The following is a 14,326-nucleotide window of genomic DNA, read 5'->3' on the forward strand; positions in this document are numbered from 1 at the left end:
TTGTAAGCGCATAGAAGTTGAAGGAGGAATTTGGCATGAACACCAAGTCTTTTACGGAAGATCTATGGAAACAAAGCCACTCGAACCTTAACCTGATGTTCTGGACTCAGGAACAAGCGGAGAAGTTTGGCAATCGCCTCATGGAACAAGGCAAAGTCAATCGTGAAGAAGCTCAACAATTTGTTCAACAGTTGTGGGAGCAAAGCCAGGAGAATCAGAAGCGCTTTCAAGAAATCATTCGCAAGTCCACACAGGATGTCTTCGACAACTGGAAAGGGACCACGCAGTCTCAACTTGATGAATTAAATCGAAAAGTTGATGAAATGATGAAGAAAATGAACGGTGAAGGCTAAAGGACCTAGTGCCACTATGTTCTGCAACCTGGGAAGGTTCCTCCGGGAACCTTCTTTCAATTTTTGCAACGCACTGATATACTGTAGCAAAAAGGAGGGTAGACGTTGACATATAAAGAGAAAGATGATAAGTCTAACTTGGCGATGTATCGAGCCAGTCGAAACTGGTTGGTGCCATATTTACTACTCATCCTGCGAAACTGGACCCTCCACGGTTATGACATTATGATTCGCTTGGCTGAATTCGGTATTAACACAGTCGATCATGGAACAGTCTATCGAACATTACGCCAACTGGAGAAGGATGGACATGTCTCATCTAGTTGGGAGAATAGCCAGAGCGGGCCATCACGTCGTATATATTCGATAACGGACTCTGGAAAAGCGCTACTTGACACCTGGTTAGAGACGATGACTTTCTACCAAGGTTTAGTCAACAACTTTATCGACTTCTACCAGGAAACTGTTACAGGAGATTTCTTTGGATCAAGGGTTCGACGAAAAAAAGAGCCACAGCCGAAAGAAAGAGAAGATAACAGCACCCATGGGCAAAAAAAAGATGATATATGAGAAAAAAGAGAGCCGGAGCGGTCATCCCAAGGATGTCTGACCGGCTCTTTATTTTTTATTATTTAACCTCTCGTGGTACCATCTCACCGGAACGTTCGGTCAACCAGTCGCCGATCTTAGGCCAGGTAACTTTTGTTCCTCTTGAACTGACAGTCAAAGCAACATGGCCAGCCGGTACTTCAAAATATTCTTTGTCTTGAGAACCAAAATGATCAACAGCCGCCTTTACCTGTTCTGGTAAAGCAATGTGATCCTCGCTGGCACCGATAGCTAAGAGGTTTGCTTTTGCTCTACCTAAATCAATCTTGTGACCATTGATAACTAGTTCACCTTTGACAAGCTTATTATCTTGATAGAGATCTTTTATCCAGTTACGGAAGGCTTCGCCAGGGAAGGGAGGACCATCATTCAACCACTTGTTCATGGGTGCCCAATTTTGTAGGAATCGATCATTAACGGAATTGTTCCACAAAGCATATTCAGAAGAAACAAAGTTTTGCATCGGCTTAAGCATGCGATTGCCCCAATCAATCATAGGACCTGGAATATTACCGAGTGTGTCAACCATACGATCTACATCGAAGTATTTATTTCTTAACCAGGTACTGTAATAGGGGTGATAAGAAAAATCGATAGGCGAAGCCATAAGAATTAAGTTTTCTAAGCCGCTGTTTGGATATATGGACGCATACATGGATGAAATCGTACCGCCTTGGCAATAGCCAAGAATTGAAAACTCTTTAGAGTTCGATAGACGTTGCATCTTTCTTACTGCTTTTGGAATGTATTTGCATACGTAATCACCAAAATCAATTTCGCGGTCTTCAAGACCTGGTGTTCCCCAATCTAGAAGATATACATCAAAGCCACGGTTAACCAAATATTCTACTAAGCTCCGTCCAGGTGCTAAATCCAAGATATAAGCTCGATTAATTAAGGCATAAACCATAAGTAAAGGCACTCGTGGACCTTCCTGGCAAGTGGCACGATAGCGATACAGCCTAGCTTTATTTAATGACCAGACAAGATCCTTGGGTGTCTGGCCAACTTTTGCTCGGGGACCGTCGAAGAGAATACGCGTATACTCCTGATTGCGCTTGTTCCATTCTTCAGCGATCTGCATCATCACGGCCGGTGTTGGCTGTTGTTCAAACAGTTTGTCAATCATCATTTTTCTTCACCTCTTCTAATGGTTGCCATCGCGCTCATATACTTGCATCTTTCGAGCCAAGAGTCGCAGTGTGCTATGGACTTCTTCCATCTGCTCACTAAGTTGATTTACCTTGTCATAAACTTTTTCTTGTAGCTCATCAGATAGATCATCCATACGAAAAGCCAGGTCATCGACTTTTTCTTCTGTTTTAATGACCTGTCGAGCCACATTGGCCATCTCTTCCTCAGAAGGCATACTGGCTGCTTTGAGCATCGATTCCATATTCCGCTTCATCATTTCACGGAAAAACATCGTCTGTGTACCAGTTACACCCAGAAAATTGCCGTAAGACTCGCTGGTTAAGACATTTTCCCAAACTTTTGTCCACTGCTCTTCGCTGGTCTCATACATCTTCTTCATTTGCTTGAAAAACTCATCCACTTGCTCTTCTGTAAGATTCTTATGATGGGACATAGAAAAGCCTCCCTTTCTGAAAATTCTAACTATTTAGACAATTAATATCCCATTTCGACAATCAGTGTCTGACCCTGTCCGCCACCTACACAAAGGCTGGCCAATCCGTATCGATTTTGACGGCGTTTCATTTCATAAAGTAGTGTCACGAGAATACGTGCACCACTGGCTCCGATGGGGTGACCCAATGCAATGGCGCCACCATTGACATTCGCCTTCTCTTCAGGTACTTCTAAATCTTTTAAGACGGCTAGTGCTTGCGCAGCAAAAGCTTCATTAAATTCGAATAAATCGATATCAGCAATGGTCAGACCAGCATTTTTAAGAGCTTTTTGAGTTGCTGGGATAGGACCAAGACCCATGTAAGCAGGATCGACACCTTCTGATGCTGCAGAGCGAATTCGAGCCAGTGGCTGAATTCCTTCTTGGGCAGCCCGTTTTGCGGACATAAGTACAACAGCAGCTGCGCCGTCATTAATGCCTGATGCGTTGCCTGCTGTAACAGTACCGCCTTTTTTGAAAGCTGGCTTTAGCTTGGCGAGCTTTTCAATAGTACTTCCTCGACGAGGATGTTCATCTGTATCAAAAATCAAGGGTTCTTCTTTACGACGAGCAATAGAAACAGGAACAATTTCATCACGAAAACGACCTGCATCAATGGCATCGATGGCTTTATTTTGGCTGGCAATTGCGAAACGATCCTGTTCTTCGCGGCTAATATTATACCGTTCCGCAATGTTTTCAGCAGTAACGCCCATGTGAGTATGAGTTAGAGAACAAGATAGGCCGTCTTTAATCATACTGTCTTCAATGGACCCTTCGCCCATACGATAGCCTGTTCTGGCTTGACTCAGAAGGTACGGAGACGTACTCATACTTTCCATGCCACCAGCCACAGCTACTTCCATTTCACCAAGGGCGATTTGCTGGGCTGCTAAAGCGACAGATTTTAATCCAGAAGCACAAAGCATGTTCACGGTTGTTGCTGGTGTTTCAAAGGGGATACCCCCATGTACAGCTGCCTGGCGTGCGACGTTCTGGCCGCTGCCTGCTTGCAGGATGCAGCCCATAAAAACCTCTTCGACCAGTGAAGGTGAAACATTCGCCCGTGTTAAGGCTTCTTTAATAACCAATGAACCGAGATCTACCACCGATGTTGTGCTCAAAGCACCTTGAAATCCTCCAATCGGTGTGCGGACAGCACTGGCAATCACCACGTCTTGAAATGACAAGTTGCATCCTACCTCCCCTTATGTATCTATGAAAAGAAGAGTCTGCCTCACATGAAGGAGAGGCAGACTCTTCTTCCATGCCCAAATGACAGAGCATTTCCAACCAAGTGGTGCCCTATTATATACCGCTTCTTCCAATATAAAAGGTTTGCTGTCAAAGCGGAAAGTCAATGTCATTCTAGCATGGCCCAAAAGATACTGTCAATCCCTGCCAGTATTTATTTTACATTTATTGATTTTCTTCTTATTTTCAGTTTTTTCATGAACCGATTCTTGTACAGGCAAATGACCCCACCAACGGATCTCACGAATTTGTTCAGGGTGGCTATAGGCATAACAACTGTCTTTTAACTTTTCTTGAAAGTCTTCAAAAACCTCAAAAGGATCAGTCACTCCTTCTATATCCATGCGAAAGCGGCACTGAACAAAAGCACGAAATGCTTCAATCGTGATTTCAACCAAATGTTCGCAGCCTTCGCCACCACCGATAGCTTGGCGAATCTGTTTGCTGGACCCTGGCCCCACGATAATTCCACGTAATGAGGTCATCTTAGAAACGCTTTTTTCACAAATATCATAGGGGCAACGAATAAAATAAGCATGACCATCTATAACTTCACCTTGAAATGTAAAGGTCAATTGAGCAGAAATCTCATGAAAAGTATCAATAAGAAAACATTGAACATCAATATGACCATCTTCTCTGCGAAAAGCCCTTACCGTCATCTGACGATTGTATAGATTCTTGTTTGGCATCGTCATTTTTCACACCTTTCAATATAGCCGTATCAAGCGTTTTATTGAGAAAACTGCCTCTAAGTAATGTACTTCCATATCGTACCTTATTCAACTGCCTAATCCCTTTTCCTTCCTCTTGATTTTAATCTTTGGATGGAAATATTCCAGTCGATAGCGTAAGGAGAAGGGCACTTTTCTTGCCAGTAAGGTGAATCGAAGAATAAGACAACAAATAAAGAGGCTCTGTAAGACTTACGCTGTACAGAACCTTTCTACTTCTTTCGCTATTGTATTATTGCCCTGAGATCAACCTAATCGTTGCTTACGTCTTCGAATTCTGTCATTTGCTCGTTCATATTCATTCCTTGGTTGAATAAATGACGATCAGCCAGATAGATATCATAGCCTCCGCTGAGATTATAAGCTTCATATCCATGGTGCTCTAAGATCCGACAAGCTAGGTAGGCTCGTAGTCCTGCTTTACAATAGACAATAACTTTGCGGTTCTTCGGTATCTTCGTAAAACTCTTTCGGAGTCTGTCGACAGGAATGTGCAAAGCGCCTTCAATATGTCCTTGACGATACTCTAAGTTTGTTCTGACATCTAAAAGGGTGATTTCTTCTTGTTGAAGTTGGGATAACTCTTCCCAGTGCTTGATTTTGACGTCCCTTCGTAAGATGTTCGTAGCGACAAAGCCAGCCATATTAACGGGATCTTTGGCAGAGGAATAAGGTGGTGCGTAGGCTAACTCTAACTCTTCTAAATCGTAGACATTCAAACCCTGTCGAATGGCTGTGGCTAGAACATCGATTCTTTTGTCAACGCCTTCTTTACCCACAATCTGGGCACCAAGAATTTTGCCATCATCGGGTGTAAACAACAACTTGATAGTCAAGGTAGTGGCGTTGGGGTAATATTCGGCATGAGAGTTAGACTGGGTATAAGACTTGATATAGGGAATGCCTTCTTGACGCAGTTTTCTTTCGTTATTACCCGTTGCAGCAGCTGTATAATCAAAGACTTTGATGATCGAAGTACCTTGGGTTCCCTCATAGATCCTTTTGCGTCCGCAAATATTATCGGCAGCGATACGACCTTGCTTGTTCGCAGGACCTGCTAATGGCATGATACCTCTTGTTCCACTTACAAAGTCTTGTACTTCAATGGCATCACCAATTGCATATATAAAAGGATCAGAAGTCTGTAAGAAAGCATCAACAGCAATGGCGTCACCTTGACCAAGAGAAAGGCCGGCTTCCTTGGCAAGTCTGCTATCGGGCTTTATACCGGCGGCAACGATAATACAATCCACTTCTATTGTTGAACCGCTTTGGAGTTCTATAACTTTTCTGTTATCTGCCTCATAACGATGAGATATTTTCTGCACTTTATCATTGACAATCAATTGTAGGCCATGATCGAGCAGAACTTTCTCGATCATGCGTGCCATTTCACGGTCAAAAGGTGCCAGAATATGTTCGGCAGCTTCAACGAGCGTCACTTCCAACCCGGCATGGGATAGATTTTCAGCCATTTCAATGCCAATATAGCCACCACCGATGACGGCTGTTTTTTGTGGCTTTTCAGCAAGGAGATAGGCTTTGATTTGATCCACATCAGACATATTACGAAGCGTAAATACTTTGTCTCTATCTATGCCTGGAATGGGTGGACGAAGTGGTTCAGCCCCAGGCGATAAGATGAGATAATCATAGCTTTCTTTGTAACTTCCGCCCTGGCTAAAGACTTCCACTACTTTTTTCTCTCGATCGATTTTTGTAACTTCACTATTGACACGTATGTCAATATTAAAACGTTCCGTCATTCCTTGAACTGTTTGAACGAGAAGGGATTCTCTTTCTGCAATAATGCCACTCAGATAATAGGGTAAACCACAATTGGCGAAAGAAATATATTCGCCCCGTTCAAAGAGGATGATCTGGGCTTCTTCATCCAACCGACGCAAGCGAGCGGCTGCACTAGCACCACCGGCTACGCCACCTACAATCAGCACTTTTTTGGCCATGAAACAATCACCTACAAAGAAGAGAATTTTTGGTTCGTATATACATGAAAGAGTAAAAGAAATCTACCTATGATGTAATTCGTTACAAAGTAAAAGAATTCCTTTTTAGAATGACTGATATTGAGAAAAATATTCTCTATCACAATCGAAAGGCAGGAGTTACTCGAATCGTTATGGAAGTATCGTTATAAAATTGAAATAGTATTCATTTGCACTAAAAAAGGAAGGTAAGCCCTCACAAAGAGGTGTTCTGAGATGGGCAATTACAAGAAAAAAAAGACATACTTTATCGCTATCTTTTTTTCGGTTTTTCTCTTAAGTGGGCTCTATCTCTTATCTGTGTACCAACAGAAAGAGCAAAACCAGCAGCTATATCTTGATGTTCGTTTAGAAAATTTCCATGATGAAGTAGAAGCCTCTTTGAACGGTTATACACTTGGCACTCGTATCATCGCCAAAGAAATATTGATGCAAGAAGAAATCACAGAATTATTGTTTCAAGCAATTCATGCCAAACCGGAACAAAGAGGTCTTTATCGAGAAAGGTTAAAAGAAAAGGTTGACGATCTTTATGAGGAACTGGAGAACTATCACTTTCGACAGCTTCATTTTCACTTAAAAGATGGTACCAGTTTTTTACGGATGCATCGACCTGAGCTATATGGAGACAATCTTTTCAGTGTAAGAGAAACGATACGTATTGCCAATCAAGAGCTTCGGGAAAGCATTGGTTTTGAAGAGGGGAGGATTTATAACGGTTATCGATTTGTCTTTCCCTTGTTTTATCAAGGCGAACATGTTGGTTCTGTTGAGACAAGTATTTCCTTTGGTAGTATCATACATATGCTGGATCAACTATTCGGCAATTACAGCACCTTTATTATTAAAAAATCAGTCGTTGAAGACACTGTTTTTAGCCAAGAGCAATCTAACTATATAGATTCAGATATTCATGAAGATTACTTTTATGATCGCTATATTATCGAGGAACGATTTTATGAGAAGCATGATTTCACTGATCGGGAGATCAAGAAGATCAACCACTCCATCGCCCCAACGGTACAAAAGAAGATCAATAGTGGAGAGAGCTTCGTTGCAAAGACAGAAATCAAGAATCAATGTTATCTAGTACTGTTTTTAAAAATTGAAAACATCCACAACCAGCCCATTGCCTATCTAGTCTCTTATGAAAAGAACAATACCCTTTGTGCTATAAGCAGCACTTTTGAAATCAGTTTCATTTTTACGACCCTCTTGTTATTGGCCCTGCTGATGTTTTTAATCGCAAAGAATCAAGCCGATGTATCGAACCAAGCCAAAAGCGAGTTTTTAGCTACTATGAGCCATGAGATCCGAACACCCATGAATGCAGTAGTAGCCATGAATGAGCTATTACTTGATACACCTTTGAATCAAGAACAACGCAAATATGTAGGAATTATTGGAGACTCTGCCAATCTGCTTCTTACTGTTATCAATGACATTCTCGACGTTTCAAAGATAGAATCAGGCAATCTTATCTTAGAACGGATACCTATATCCCTTAAAGAGTTTAAGGAAAGTACCATTGGTATGGTGAAGGAACAAGCAGAGAAAAAAGGAATTGCCGTCAAATACGAAGTAGATACAGCATTACCAAATATTATCGTAGGAGATCCTGCACGATTAAGGCAAGTCTTGATTAATTTGCTTTCAAATGCTATTAAATTTACCGAAAAAGGCTATATTGAATTGCGAATTATGACGATCAAAAGTCCAAAGGGTCAAGAATGGATGCGATTTGAAGTAAAAGATACAGGTATCGGGATAACTCCAGAAGTTCGTAAAGAGCTTTTTAAACCTTTTAAACAGGCAGATGCTTCCATGACACGCCGCTACGGAGGAACAGGCTTAGGTCTTGCTATTAGTCGTAGTCTTGTTCAATTAATGGGAGGTTCTATAGACGTAGATAGCAGAATTGGCGAGGGGTCAACCTTCTGGTTTGAAATCCCACTTGAAAAAATGGAGCATCTACTCGAGGACAAGAGTCAGTATGAGAAAAGCGAGAAAAGTAAAGGGATACATCGAGAAGAAGTAAGACTTGTAAATGAATCAGCAAAAATATTACTGGTTGAAGATAATCCAGTAAACTATGAAGTGGCTCGTATACACCTATTAAAGATTGGCATAACTGAAGTTCAATGGGCAAAAAATGGTCGAGAAGCAGTAGAAATGACAGATAAGGAGGACTTTGATCTAATTCTGATGGATTGTCAGATGCCAGAGATGGATGGCTATGAGGCTTCGCGACGAATTCGTGAACGAGAAAAATCTCATAACAAAGCAACACCAATTGTAGCAATGACGGCCAACGTTCTTTGGGAAGAACGCCAACGCTGCATAAAAGCAGGTATGAATGACTATATTGCCAAGCCATTTTTGCGCAAGACTTTAATAGAAACTTTAAAAAGATACCTTTCATTGAACACTCTCATGAAAAAGGAAGAGGAAAAGCCACAGTATAGAGAGTAAAAAATCATGAAGGAATGAGATAATAGACGTTGAATAACAAAAAAGATGTAGAGAAAAAATTTAATGAAAATGCTGAGAAATACGACAGTCAGCGACGGCAGTTGATTCCTTGCTTTGATGATTTTTATACCATTGCTGCTACAGTGGCTAGAACGAACAAAAAAAGCCCGAACATTTTAGATTTAGGGGCAGGAACAGGCTTATTATCTTCAAAGATAGTCGAAAGATATCCCGATGCACGACTGACTTTAATCGATCTTTCTGATAAAATGCTCGAAGTTGCCAAAGAGCGCTTACAAGAATATGAAAATATCACCTATATAGTCAATGATTACACAAAGCATGCCTATACATCTAAATTCGACATTATAGTGTCATCTTTGTCTATCCATCACCTTAGTGATGAAGAGAAAAAGAAATTGTATCAAGATGTCTACAAGATGACAGATAAAGGAGGGTGCTTTATTAACGCCGATCAAGTACTTGGAAGCAGCCCTTTCTTAGAGGCACTTTATGTTGAAGACTGGAAATCAAAAGTTGAACGCAGTGGTCTATCGACAGAAGAGATAAAAGAATCTTATGAACGATTAAAACTCGACCAAATGTCAACTCTATCAGATCAGTTGCAATGGTTAGAAGAAGCAGGCTTTTCTGATGTTGACTGCCTGTATAAATACTATAACTTTGTCGTTCTATTTGGCAGGAAAACAAGGGCCTAATCTTCACGAAAAGTATAACAGTAATAAAAAAAGCAAAGCACCACCCAAGTGCTTTGCTTTTTTTTATGAAAAACTTAGGAAATAGGCCCCTATAACAATAACCATTTTTTTCCAAGTGACATAGAGTAAACTATCTTATCAAGAAAGGTGGTTAGAAGATGGTTATATTAATTGGACCTATTCGACTTAGACTCCTGCGTGCTTTACTGTTCCCACGAAGACTCGTAAGAAGGCGCAGACCCCTGGTAAGCCTATTAGAAGACGGCGTAGAAGAGCAATAAGTCCCATAAGAAGACGTAGAACAGTCCTTAGACCAATCAGAAGACGCCGTAGATAATTGCTGTTAAGGTAAAGACAAAAGAAAAGTCAAAGATGTCTTATCTTTGACTTTTCTTTAATACAAATGCTTTTGATCCTGTACTTAGTCTGTAGGCTTTAGGTGCATGTTCTTGCGCATAAAATCGTTAAAAAGGGAAAAATCATCTAAAAATTGATCATAAAATGCTTCTTCAGAAGCATTCATATGATCTCTTGGGTTACTTTCTAAAGACAAACCTTTTTCGTAAAGCCAGATAAAACCGCGAATTACATTTTCCAGGGCTTTTTCAATCTCTGGCGTAAAAGCATTTTCTTGCTCTCCGCGATATTTAATGACCGACAAGTCTACAAGTTGATAAATGAGACGCTCTTCTGCATTGCCCCGTACTTCCAACTGATTGATTACGGACATTAACCCTCTCATTAAAAAGCCTCCTTGATTCGTAAAAAAGTGGAAAGATGAGCTTGGAGAATGCTATTTTCCCACTACCTAGTATTCGCGCTAGGTGGTGAAAATCCTTTCTTGGAAATAGAAGCAATGTTATCGCGAAATCTATCTCGAAGACAGGAGGCAAATCTAATAGAAAAAGCAACCTTCTGACGAGGTTGCTTTCAGTGTTTTAACAAATAGTATTGTCTTTTTAAGATTATTAACGACGATTTGTTCCCTGAGAGCGGTAAACCCAATTGTTGCCCGAATTGTTGTCCCAATTGCAAGCTGAATCCTTAAAACAAAAGACCAGATCTTCACGTTCCATATTAATGGTACATTTCCATCCTTCTTGAGATTTTTCCATACGATGATCGTAGCTTTTCTGCCAATTGGTGCCATATCCAGCGTGAAGATAAACCTGATCAGCACCAGAGCGATGCAGTAAACCGTCGTAAACAATGGTTACATCGCGCCCATCGTTGAATAAAGGCTCAATTTTAATGCCCTCTTGAGGATAATTTAAGGTGCCTTCGATTTTCAAAATGAAATACCCCCATAAAAAAGATTGAGCAAACCATCAATTATTATGGATCGGATGAAAATTTATATGAATACGATGACTCATAAAATGTTGGGATCTTTGGAAAGTTAAAATTTTGTCAACAGATATAAAAAACATTGAAAAAATAACCAGACATGATAATCTTAATGGTAGAACATATAGCAGAGGTGGTTGTATGGCTGAAATAATCATAGCCCTTTCGATTCTATCTATCGTGGCTTGGATTTTTCTTAAGCCTGGTTACCAGCATCATACTGATATTATTACGAAAGAGGCAGTACAACAGGGCGACAATGAAGTAGGCGTTAAAAAGTACAGTTTAAAAAGAACTAAAGGAGAAAGAATTCTTAAAAGGCGAACATAAATAAGACTTCTAGTCATCTCTTCCAGATCTCAAAATAATTACCGAGAGCCGTTGTCCCTAGGGCGGCTAAGAACCAAAAACCAAGGGCAAATACCAAAGATTTATGCATAGGCATGGTGCCTACAAAGCGATAGAGTGCATAGAGAAAGACCATCGTTGTAGGAACATAATAAAGGCTGTTAAAAATAATCGCTTTTAACTGCATTGTAGAAACATCAAAGGATAAAAAGTAATAACCTGCAACAGTAACAGCTGGAAAAAGCACGGCAATGCTGGCCAAATAGGCAAATTTGCTTTTTCCTAATAAGCTTACCAATAGAATCAGAGATCCACCTGCGACAAATCGAAGCAATGCTTCTGTGTAACTCAAAAAATTGCACCTCTTTTGCTGTATCTACGTACAGGAATTTTCTCTTCTTTATACTAGCAAGCGAATGCTACCTTTGAAAATCATTAGTTTTTTCCATTCTTAACGAATAATGAAAGCGATTTCTCTTAGTAATACCAATACTTTAAACTATTATTGCGCCTTATTCATACATAATTCTAACGAGTCAAGAAAAGCAAGATAGAAAAAGAAAAAAATTTTTTTCATATTTACACAAGTTATTCCATCAGCTATAATAAAAATGCGAACTATTACTGGCTTCGTAATAATTTATACTTTATTTCAGAAAGGGGCATTTCGGTTATGTTAAAGAAAAAGAAAGCCTCATGGATTGCAGCGGCCTGTAGTGCAGTCCTCCTCGCTGTCATTGCTTCTGGTTGCGGTAGTAGTGCTTCAACAGACTCTTCACTAGCGCCACAGGCTCCACAAGACGACTACATAGCGCTTTTTCATCCTCTTGGAGAGGTACCCATTCCTGAAGACAATCCCATGACGCCTGAAAAAGTTGATCTAGGAAAAACTTTATTCTTCGACCCTCGCTTGTCAGGCAACAATCAAATTAGCTGTGCTTTTTGTCATAATCCGAGTCTTGGCTTTGGTGATGCCCGTCCTACTTTTATTGGCTTTGAAGGGTTTCAAGGTGGACGCAACAGCCCCACTGTGATTAACGTGGGATACTATGACGCTTTTTTTTGGGATGGTCGTTCTGCGACCTTAGAAGAGCAAGCCCTGGGTCCGATTCAAGCTGCAGAAGAAATGAATCAAGATCTTGATGAGCTGGTTATAAAGCTTAAAGCGATTCCCGGATATGTAGAGCAGTTTAAGGATGTCTTTAACGAAGAAATTACAGCCGATAATATCGCTAAAGCGCTAGCTGCCTATCAGCGGACCGTTATTATCAATGACTCCGATTTTGACAAATACTTAGCGGGCGATCAAAATGCTTTATCAGAAGAGGCTAAGAGAGGCATGGATATCTTTGTTAACAAAGGCAGTTGCCTATCTTGCCACAGTGGTCCAGCTTTATCGGACTCTAACTTCTATAACACCGGTGTTTTAACAGACGACTTAGGCCGATATGAAGTCACGAAGAAAGAAGAAGATAAAGGAAAATTCCGCACACCGGGCTTACGCGGTCTTAGTTACACAGCGCCTTATATGCATAACGGCAGTATCGCTACTTTAGAAGAGTTGGTTCACTTCTATAATATTGGTGGAGAAGTAGAAGAAAATCGAGATCCTCGTGTAAGACCTTTAGGATTGACACCGGAAGAAGAGCAAGATCTGGTCGCTTTCTTAAAAGCTCTTGATGGAACAGCACCTACAGAAACGTTACCGGAACTTCCATAAAGGATCGAGAAAAGGGTAAGAGTACAAAATAATAGCCATGTGAAAGCCTAGCCGGATAGGGGGAGTAATCTTTCTATCGGGCTATTTTTTTAGCATTTTTCTTGGAAAAACAAATCAATGTGGATTTTTTTGCTATCAACGTTTTTCTATGCTCCTTGTTATTGAACGAGAGAAAGCTACATAAATATTGTCAACCAGCGTCAAGTTCTGTGGTAGGGGAGAGGGGAGTGGATTATTGGTAAAGAAAAGCAGGCTACTATCATTTTTCGCTCTCTTATTATTAACAACAATGGTTGCTTCAGCATGTATAGAAGCAAAGGCACACACGACAATTTATCATGACGGAAGCGCTGATGTAGCATACCGTGTAGGATATAATCAAAGTCTAAAGGCAATGATGACAGCAAGTGGGGAAGACCCTTTTGCTGAAATCAAAAAAACAGCTCAAGAACAGGGATTGATAGTACGAAATTATCAGGATGGTTCCATAATAGGCATTGAGCTTACAGGCCACTATAAAAACCTTGTTGAGGTACCAGACCCTATAACGTTTTTTCGTAGCTTTGAAGAAAACAGGGATGAAGGTTTCGTTGCAGAAAAAGGTACTTTACAAATAGAGCGGAATCTTTGGGGAACAAAGTATAGTGTCGATGAAAGCATTGACTTACGAGGTATGGGAGCTGCAATAGGATTTGATGAATTCGGCATCAATGCTTCTTTATTGGAAAGTATGAACTTTGTCCTATCTTTTACTTTTCCAGAAGCACCAAGGAGCCATAATGCCACTTCTGTAACAGACGAAGGAAAAACACTGATTTGGAAGTTGCCAGCGGGAGAAGTAACAGAAATTCGCTTTGATCTCGAAATGAGTCACAAGGGCGCTCTGGCTGTGATTGCTACTTCAGCGCTTCTTTTTATAGGAACTTTCTTTTTCTTCTTTCGTAAAAGAAAAAACAGTAAATCACAAGAAGATTCAAGGGATAATGATTCCAAAGATAGTGAAAAAAGTCATTGATACAAAGGAGCCTATAGAACGAGAAAAAGCCTCTTAGACGAAAATTGTCATAAGAGGCTTTTTACTCTTCTTAAATAATGTAAAATTAAAGGTGTAAAAAAAGGAAAACAAATTATTCT

At 40.4% G+C, this 14,326-nt stretch carries 16 protein-coding genes; 8 read left to right on the forward strand and 8 right to left on the reverse strand.

Features of this window, described 5'->3' with window-relative positions; all coding sequences use genetic code 11:
- Positions 1-35 precede the first annotated feature (35 nt).
- Together FTV88_RS02535 and FTV88_RS02540 are read left to right on the forward strand one after the other, a co-directional pair.
- Entirely contained in the window at positions 36-353 is a 318-nt protein-coding gene (locus FTV88_RS02535; RefSeq protein ID WP_153724257.1) for a phasin family protein, read from the forward strand.
- Between the two features lie 105 nt (positions 354-458).
- Positions 459-923 carry a helix-turn-helix transcriptional regulator gene (locus FTV88_RS02540; protein ID WP_153724258.1) on the forward strand — a complete coding sequence of 155 codons (465 nt, stop codon included), beginning with the start codon at positions 459-461 and terminating at the stop codon, positions 921-923.
- A gap of 58 nt (positions 924-981) precedes the next feature.
- Here FTV88_RS02540 and phaC read toward each other — a convergent pair whose 3' ends face one another.
- The 5 genes from phaC to FTV88_RS02565 all read right to left on the reverse strand — a co-directional run bounded on the left by phaC (position 982) and on the right by FTV88_RS02565 (position 6,547).
- Positions 982-2,094: a class III poly(R)-hydroxyalkanoic acid synthase subunit PhaC gene (gene phaC, locus FTV88_RS02545; protein ID WP_153724259.1), complete on the reverse strand. Its 1,113-nt coding sequence runs from the start codon at positions 2,092-2,094 to the stop codon at positions 982-984.
- Between the two features lie 15 nt (positions 2,095-2,109).
- Positions 2,110-2,550 carry a hypothetical protein gene (locus tag FTV88_RS02550; RefSeq protein WP_153724260.1) on the reverse strand — a complete coding sequence of 147 codons (441 nt, stop codon included), beginning with the start codon at positions 2,548-2,550 and terminating at the stop codon, positions 2,110-2,112.
- 41 nt (positions 2,551-2,591) lie between these two features.
- Complete coding sequence (locus FTV88_RS02555) at positions 2,592-3,782, reverse strand: acetyl-CoA C-acetyltransferase (protein WP_153724261.1); 1,191 nt, start codon at positions 3,780-3,782, stop codon at positions 2,592-2,594.
- A 201-nt stretch (positions 3,783-3,983) separates the two neighbouring features.
- On the reverse strand, positions 3,984-4,544 hold the full coding sequence (locus FTV88_RS02560) for a DUF2889 domain-containing protein (RefSeq protein ID WP_153724262.1): 561 nt from the start codon (positions 4,542-4,544) through the stop codon (positions 3,984-3,986).
- A 287-nt stretch (positions 4,545-4,831) separates the two neighbouring features.
- Positions 4,832-6,547 (reverse strand): FAD-dependent oxidoreductase, encoded by a 1,716-nt coding sequence (locus FTV88_RS02565; RefSeq protein WP_153724263.1) that lies wholly within the window; start codon positions 6,545-6,547, stop codon positions 4,832-4,834.
- 255 nt (positions 6,548-6,802) lie between these two features.
- Here FTV88_RS02565 and FTV88_RS02570 point away from each other — a divergent pair, with 255 nt between their 5' ends.
- The 3 genes from FTV88_RS02570 to FTV88_RS15985 all read left to right on the forward strand — a co-directional run bounded on the left by FTV88_RS02570 (position 6,803) and on the right by FTV88_RS15985 (position 10,058).
- Positions 6,803-9,058, forward strand: coding sequence for an ATP-binding protein (locus FTV88_RS02570; RefSeq protein ID WP_153724264.1), 2,256 nt, complete (start codon positions 6,803-6,805; stop codon positions 9,056-9,058).
- 29 nt (positions 9,059-9,087) lie between these two features.
- Complete coding sequence (locus FTV88_RS02575; protein WP_153724265.1) at positions 9,088-9,777, forward strand: class I SAM-dependent methyltransferase; 690 nt, start codon at positions 9,088-9,090, stop codon at positions 9,775-9,777.
- Between the two features lie 158 nt (positions 9,778-9,935).
- On the forward strand, positions 9,936-10,058 hold the full coding sequence (locus FTV88_RS15985) for a hypothetical protein (protein WP_279236945.1): 123 nt from the start codon (positions 9,936-9,938) through the stop codon (positions 10,056-10,058).
- A 140-nt stretch (positions 10,059-10,198) separates the two neighbouring features.
- Here the strand turns inward: FTV88_RS15985 and FTV88_RS02580 are convergent, their stop codons facing one another.
- Positions 10,199-10,519: a hypothetical protein gene (locus tag FTV88_RS02580; protein ID WP_153724266.1), complete on the reverse strand. Its 321-nt coding sequence runs from the start codon at positions 10,517-10,519 to the stop codon at positions 10,199-10,201.
- Between the two features lie 226 nt (positions 10,520-10,745).
- A complete protein-coding gene (locus tag FTV88_RS02585; RefSeq protein ID WP_243137275.1) occupies positions 10,746-11,069 on the reverse strand; it encodes a carbohydrate-binding protein in 324 nt (107 codons plus the stop codon).
- Positions 11,070-11,265: 196 nt separating this feature from the next.
- On the opposite strand from FTV88_RS02585, the gene FTV88_RS02590 reads away from it, so the two are divergent.
- Positions 11,266-11,454 carry a hypothetical protein gene (locus tag FTV88_RS02590; protein ID WP_153724268.1) on the forward strand — a complete coding sequence of 63 codons (189 nt, stop codon included), beginning with the start codon at positions 11,266-11,268 and terminating at the stop codon, positions 11,452-11,454.
- Between the two features lie 13 nt (positions 11,455-11,467).
- Here the strand turns inward: FTV88_RS02590 and FTV88_RS02595 are convergent, their stop codons facing one another.
- Positions 11,468-11,824: a GlpM family protein gene (locus FTV88_RS02595; protein ID WP_162007864.1), complete on the reverse strand. Its 357-nt coding sequence runs from the start codon at positions 11,822-11,824 to the stop codon at positions 11,468-11,470.
- Between the two features lie 321 nt (positions 11,825-12,145).
- Here FTV88_RS02595 and FTV88_RS02600 point away from each other — a divergent pair, with 321 nt between their 5' ends.
- Positions 12,146-13,192: a cytochrome-c peroxidase gene (locus FTV88_RS02600; protein WP_153724270.1), complete on the forward strand. Its 1,047-nt coding sequence runs from the start codon at positions 12,146-12,148 to the stop codon at positions 13,190-13,192.
- 235 nt (positions 13,193-13,427) lie between these two features.
- On the forward strand, positions 13,428-14,207 hold the full coding sequence (locus FTV88_RS02605) for an LppM family (lipo)protein (protein WP_153724271.1): 780 nt from the start codon (positions 13,428-13,430) through the stop codon (positions 14,205-14,207).
- The last annotated feature ends 119 nt before the right edge of the window (positions 14,208-14,326 follow it).

This window comes from Heliorestis convoluta, assembly GCF_009649955.1.
Lineage (GTDB): Bacteria > Bacillota > Desulfitobacteriia > Heliobacteriales > Heliobacteriaceae > Heliorestis > Heliorestis convoluta.

What these genes read in the sequence shown, in the direction of transcription:
- FTV88_RS02535 (WP_153724257.1), top strand. Translation starts at nt 36, where the DNA reads ATGAACACCAAGTCTTTTACGGAAGATCTATGGAAACAAAGCCACTCG.
- phaC (WP_153724259.1), bottom strand. Translation starts at nt 2,094, where the DNA reads ATGATGATTGACAAACTGTTTGAACAACAGCCAACACCGGCCGTGATG.
- FTV88_RS02550 (WP_153724260.1), bottom strand. Translation starts at nt 2,550, where the DNA reads ATGTCCCATCATAAGAATCTTACAGAAGAGCAAGTGGATGAGTTTTTC.
- FTV88_RS02560 (WP_153724262.1), bottom strand. Translation starts at nt 4,544, where the DNA reads ATGACGATGCCAAACAAGAATCTATACAATCGTCAGATGACGGTAAGG.
- FTV88_RS02565 (WP_153724263.1), bottom strand. Translation starts at nt 6,547, where the DNA reads ATGGCCAAAAAAGTGCTGATTGTAGGTGGCGTAGCCGGTGGTGCTAGT.
- FTV88_RS02570 (WP_153724264.1), top strand. Translation starts at nt 6,803, where the DNA reads ATGGGCAATTACAAGAAAAAAAAGACATACTTTATCGCTATCTTTTTT.
- FTV88_RS15985 (WP_279236945.1), top strand. Translation starts at nt 9,936, where the DNA reads ATGGTTATATTAATTGGACCTATTCGACTTAGACTCCTGCGTGCTTTA.
- FTV88_RS02580 (WP_153724266.1), bottom strand. Translation starts at nt 10,519, where the DNA reads ATGAGAGGGTTAATGTCCGTAATCAATCAGTTGGAAGTACGGGGCAAT.
- FTV88_RS02590 (WP_153724268.1), top strand. Translation starts at nt 11,266, where the DNA reads ATGGCTGAAATAATCATAGCCCTTTCGATTCTATCTATCGTGGCTTGG.
- FTV88_RS02600 (WP_153724270.1), top strand. Translation starts at nt 12,146, where the DNA reads ATGTTAAAGAAAAAGAAAGCCTCATGGATTGCAGCGGCCTGTAGTGCA.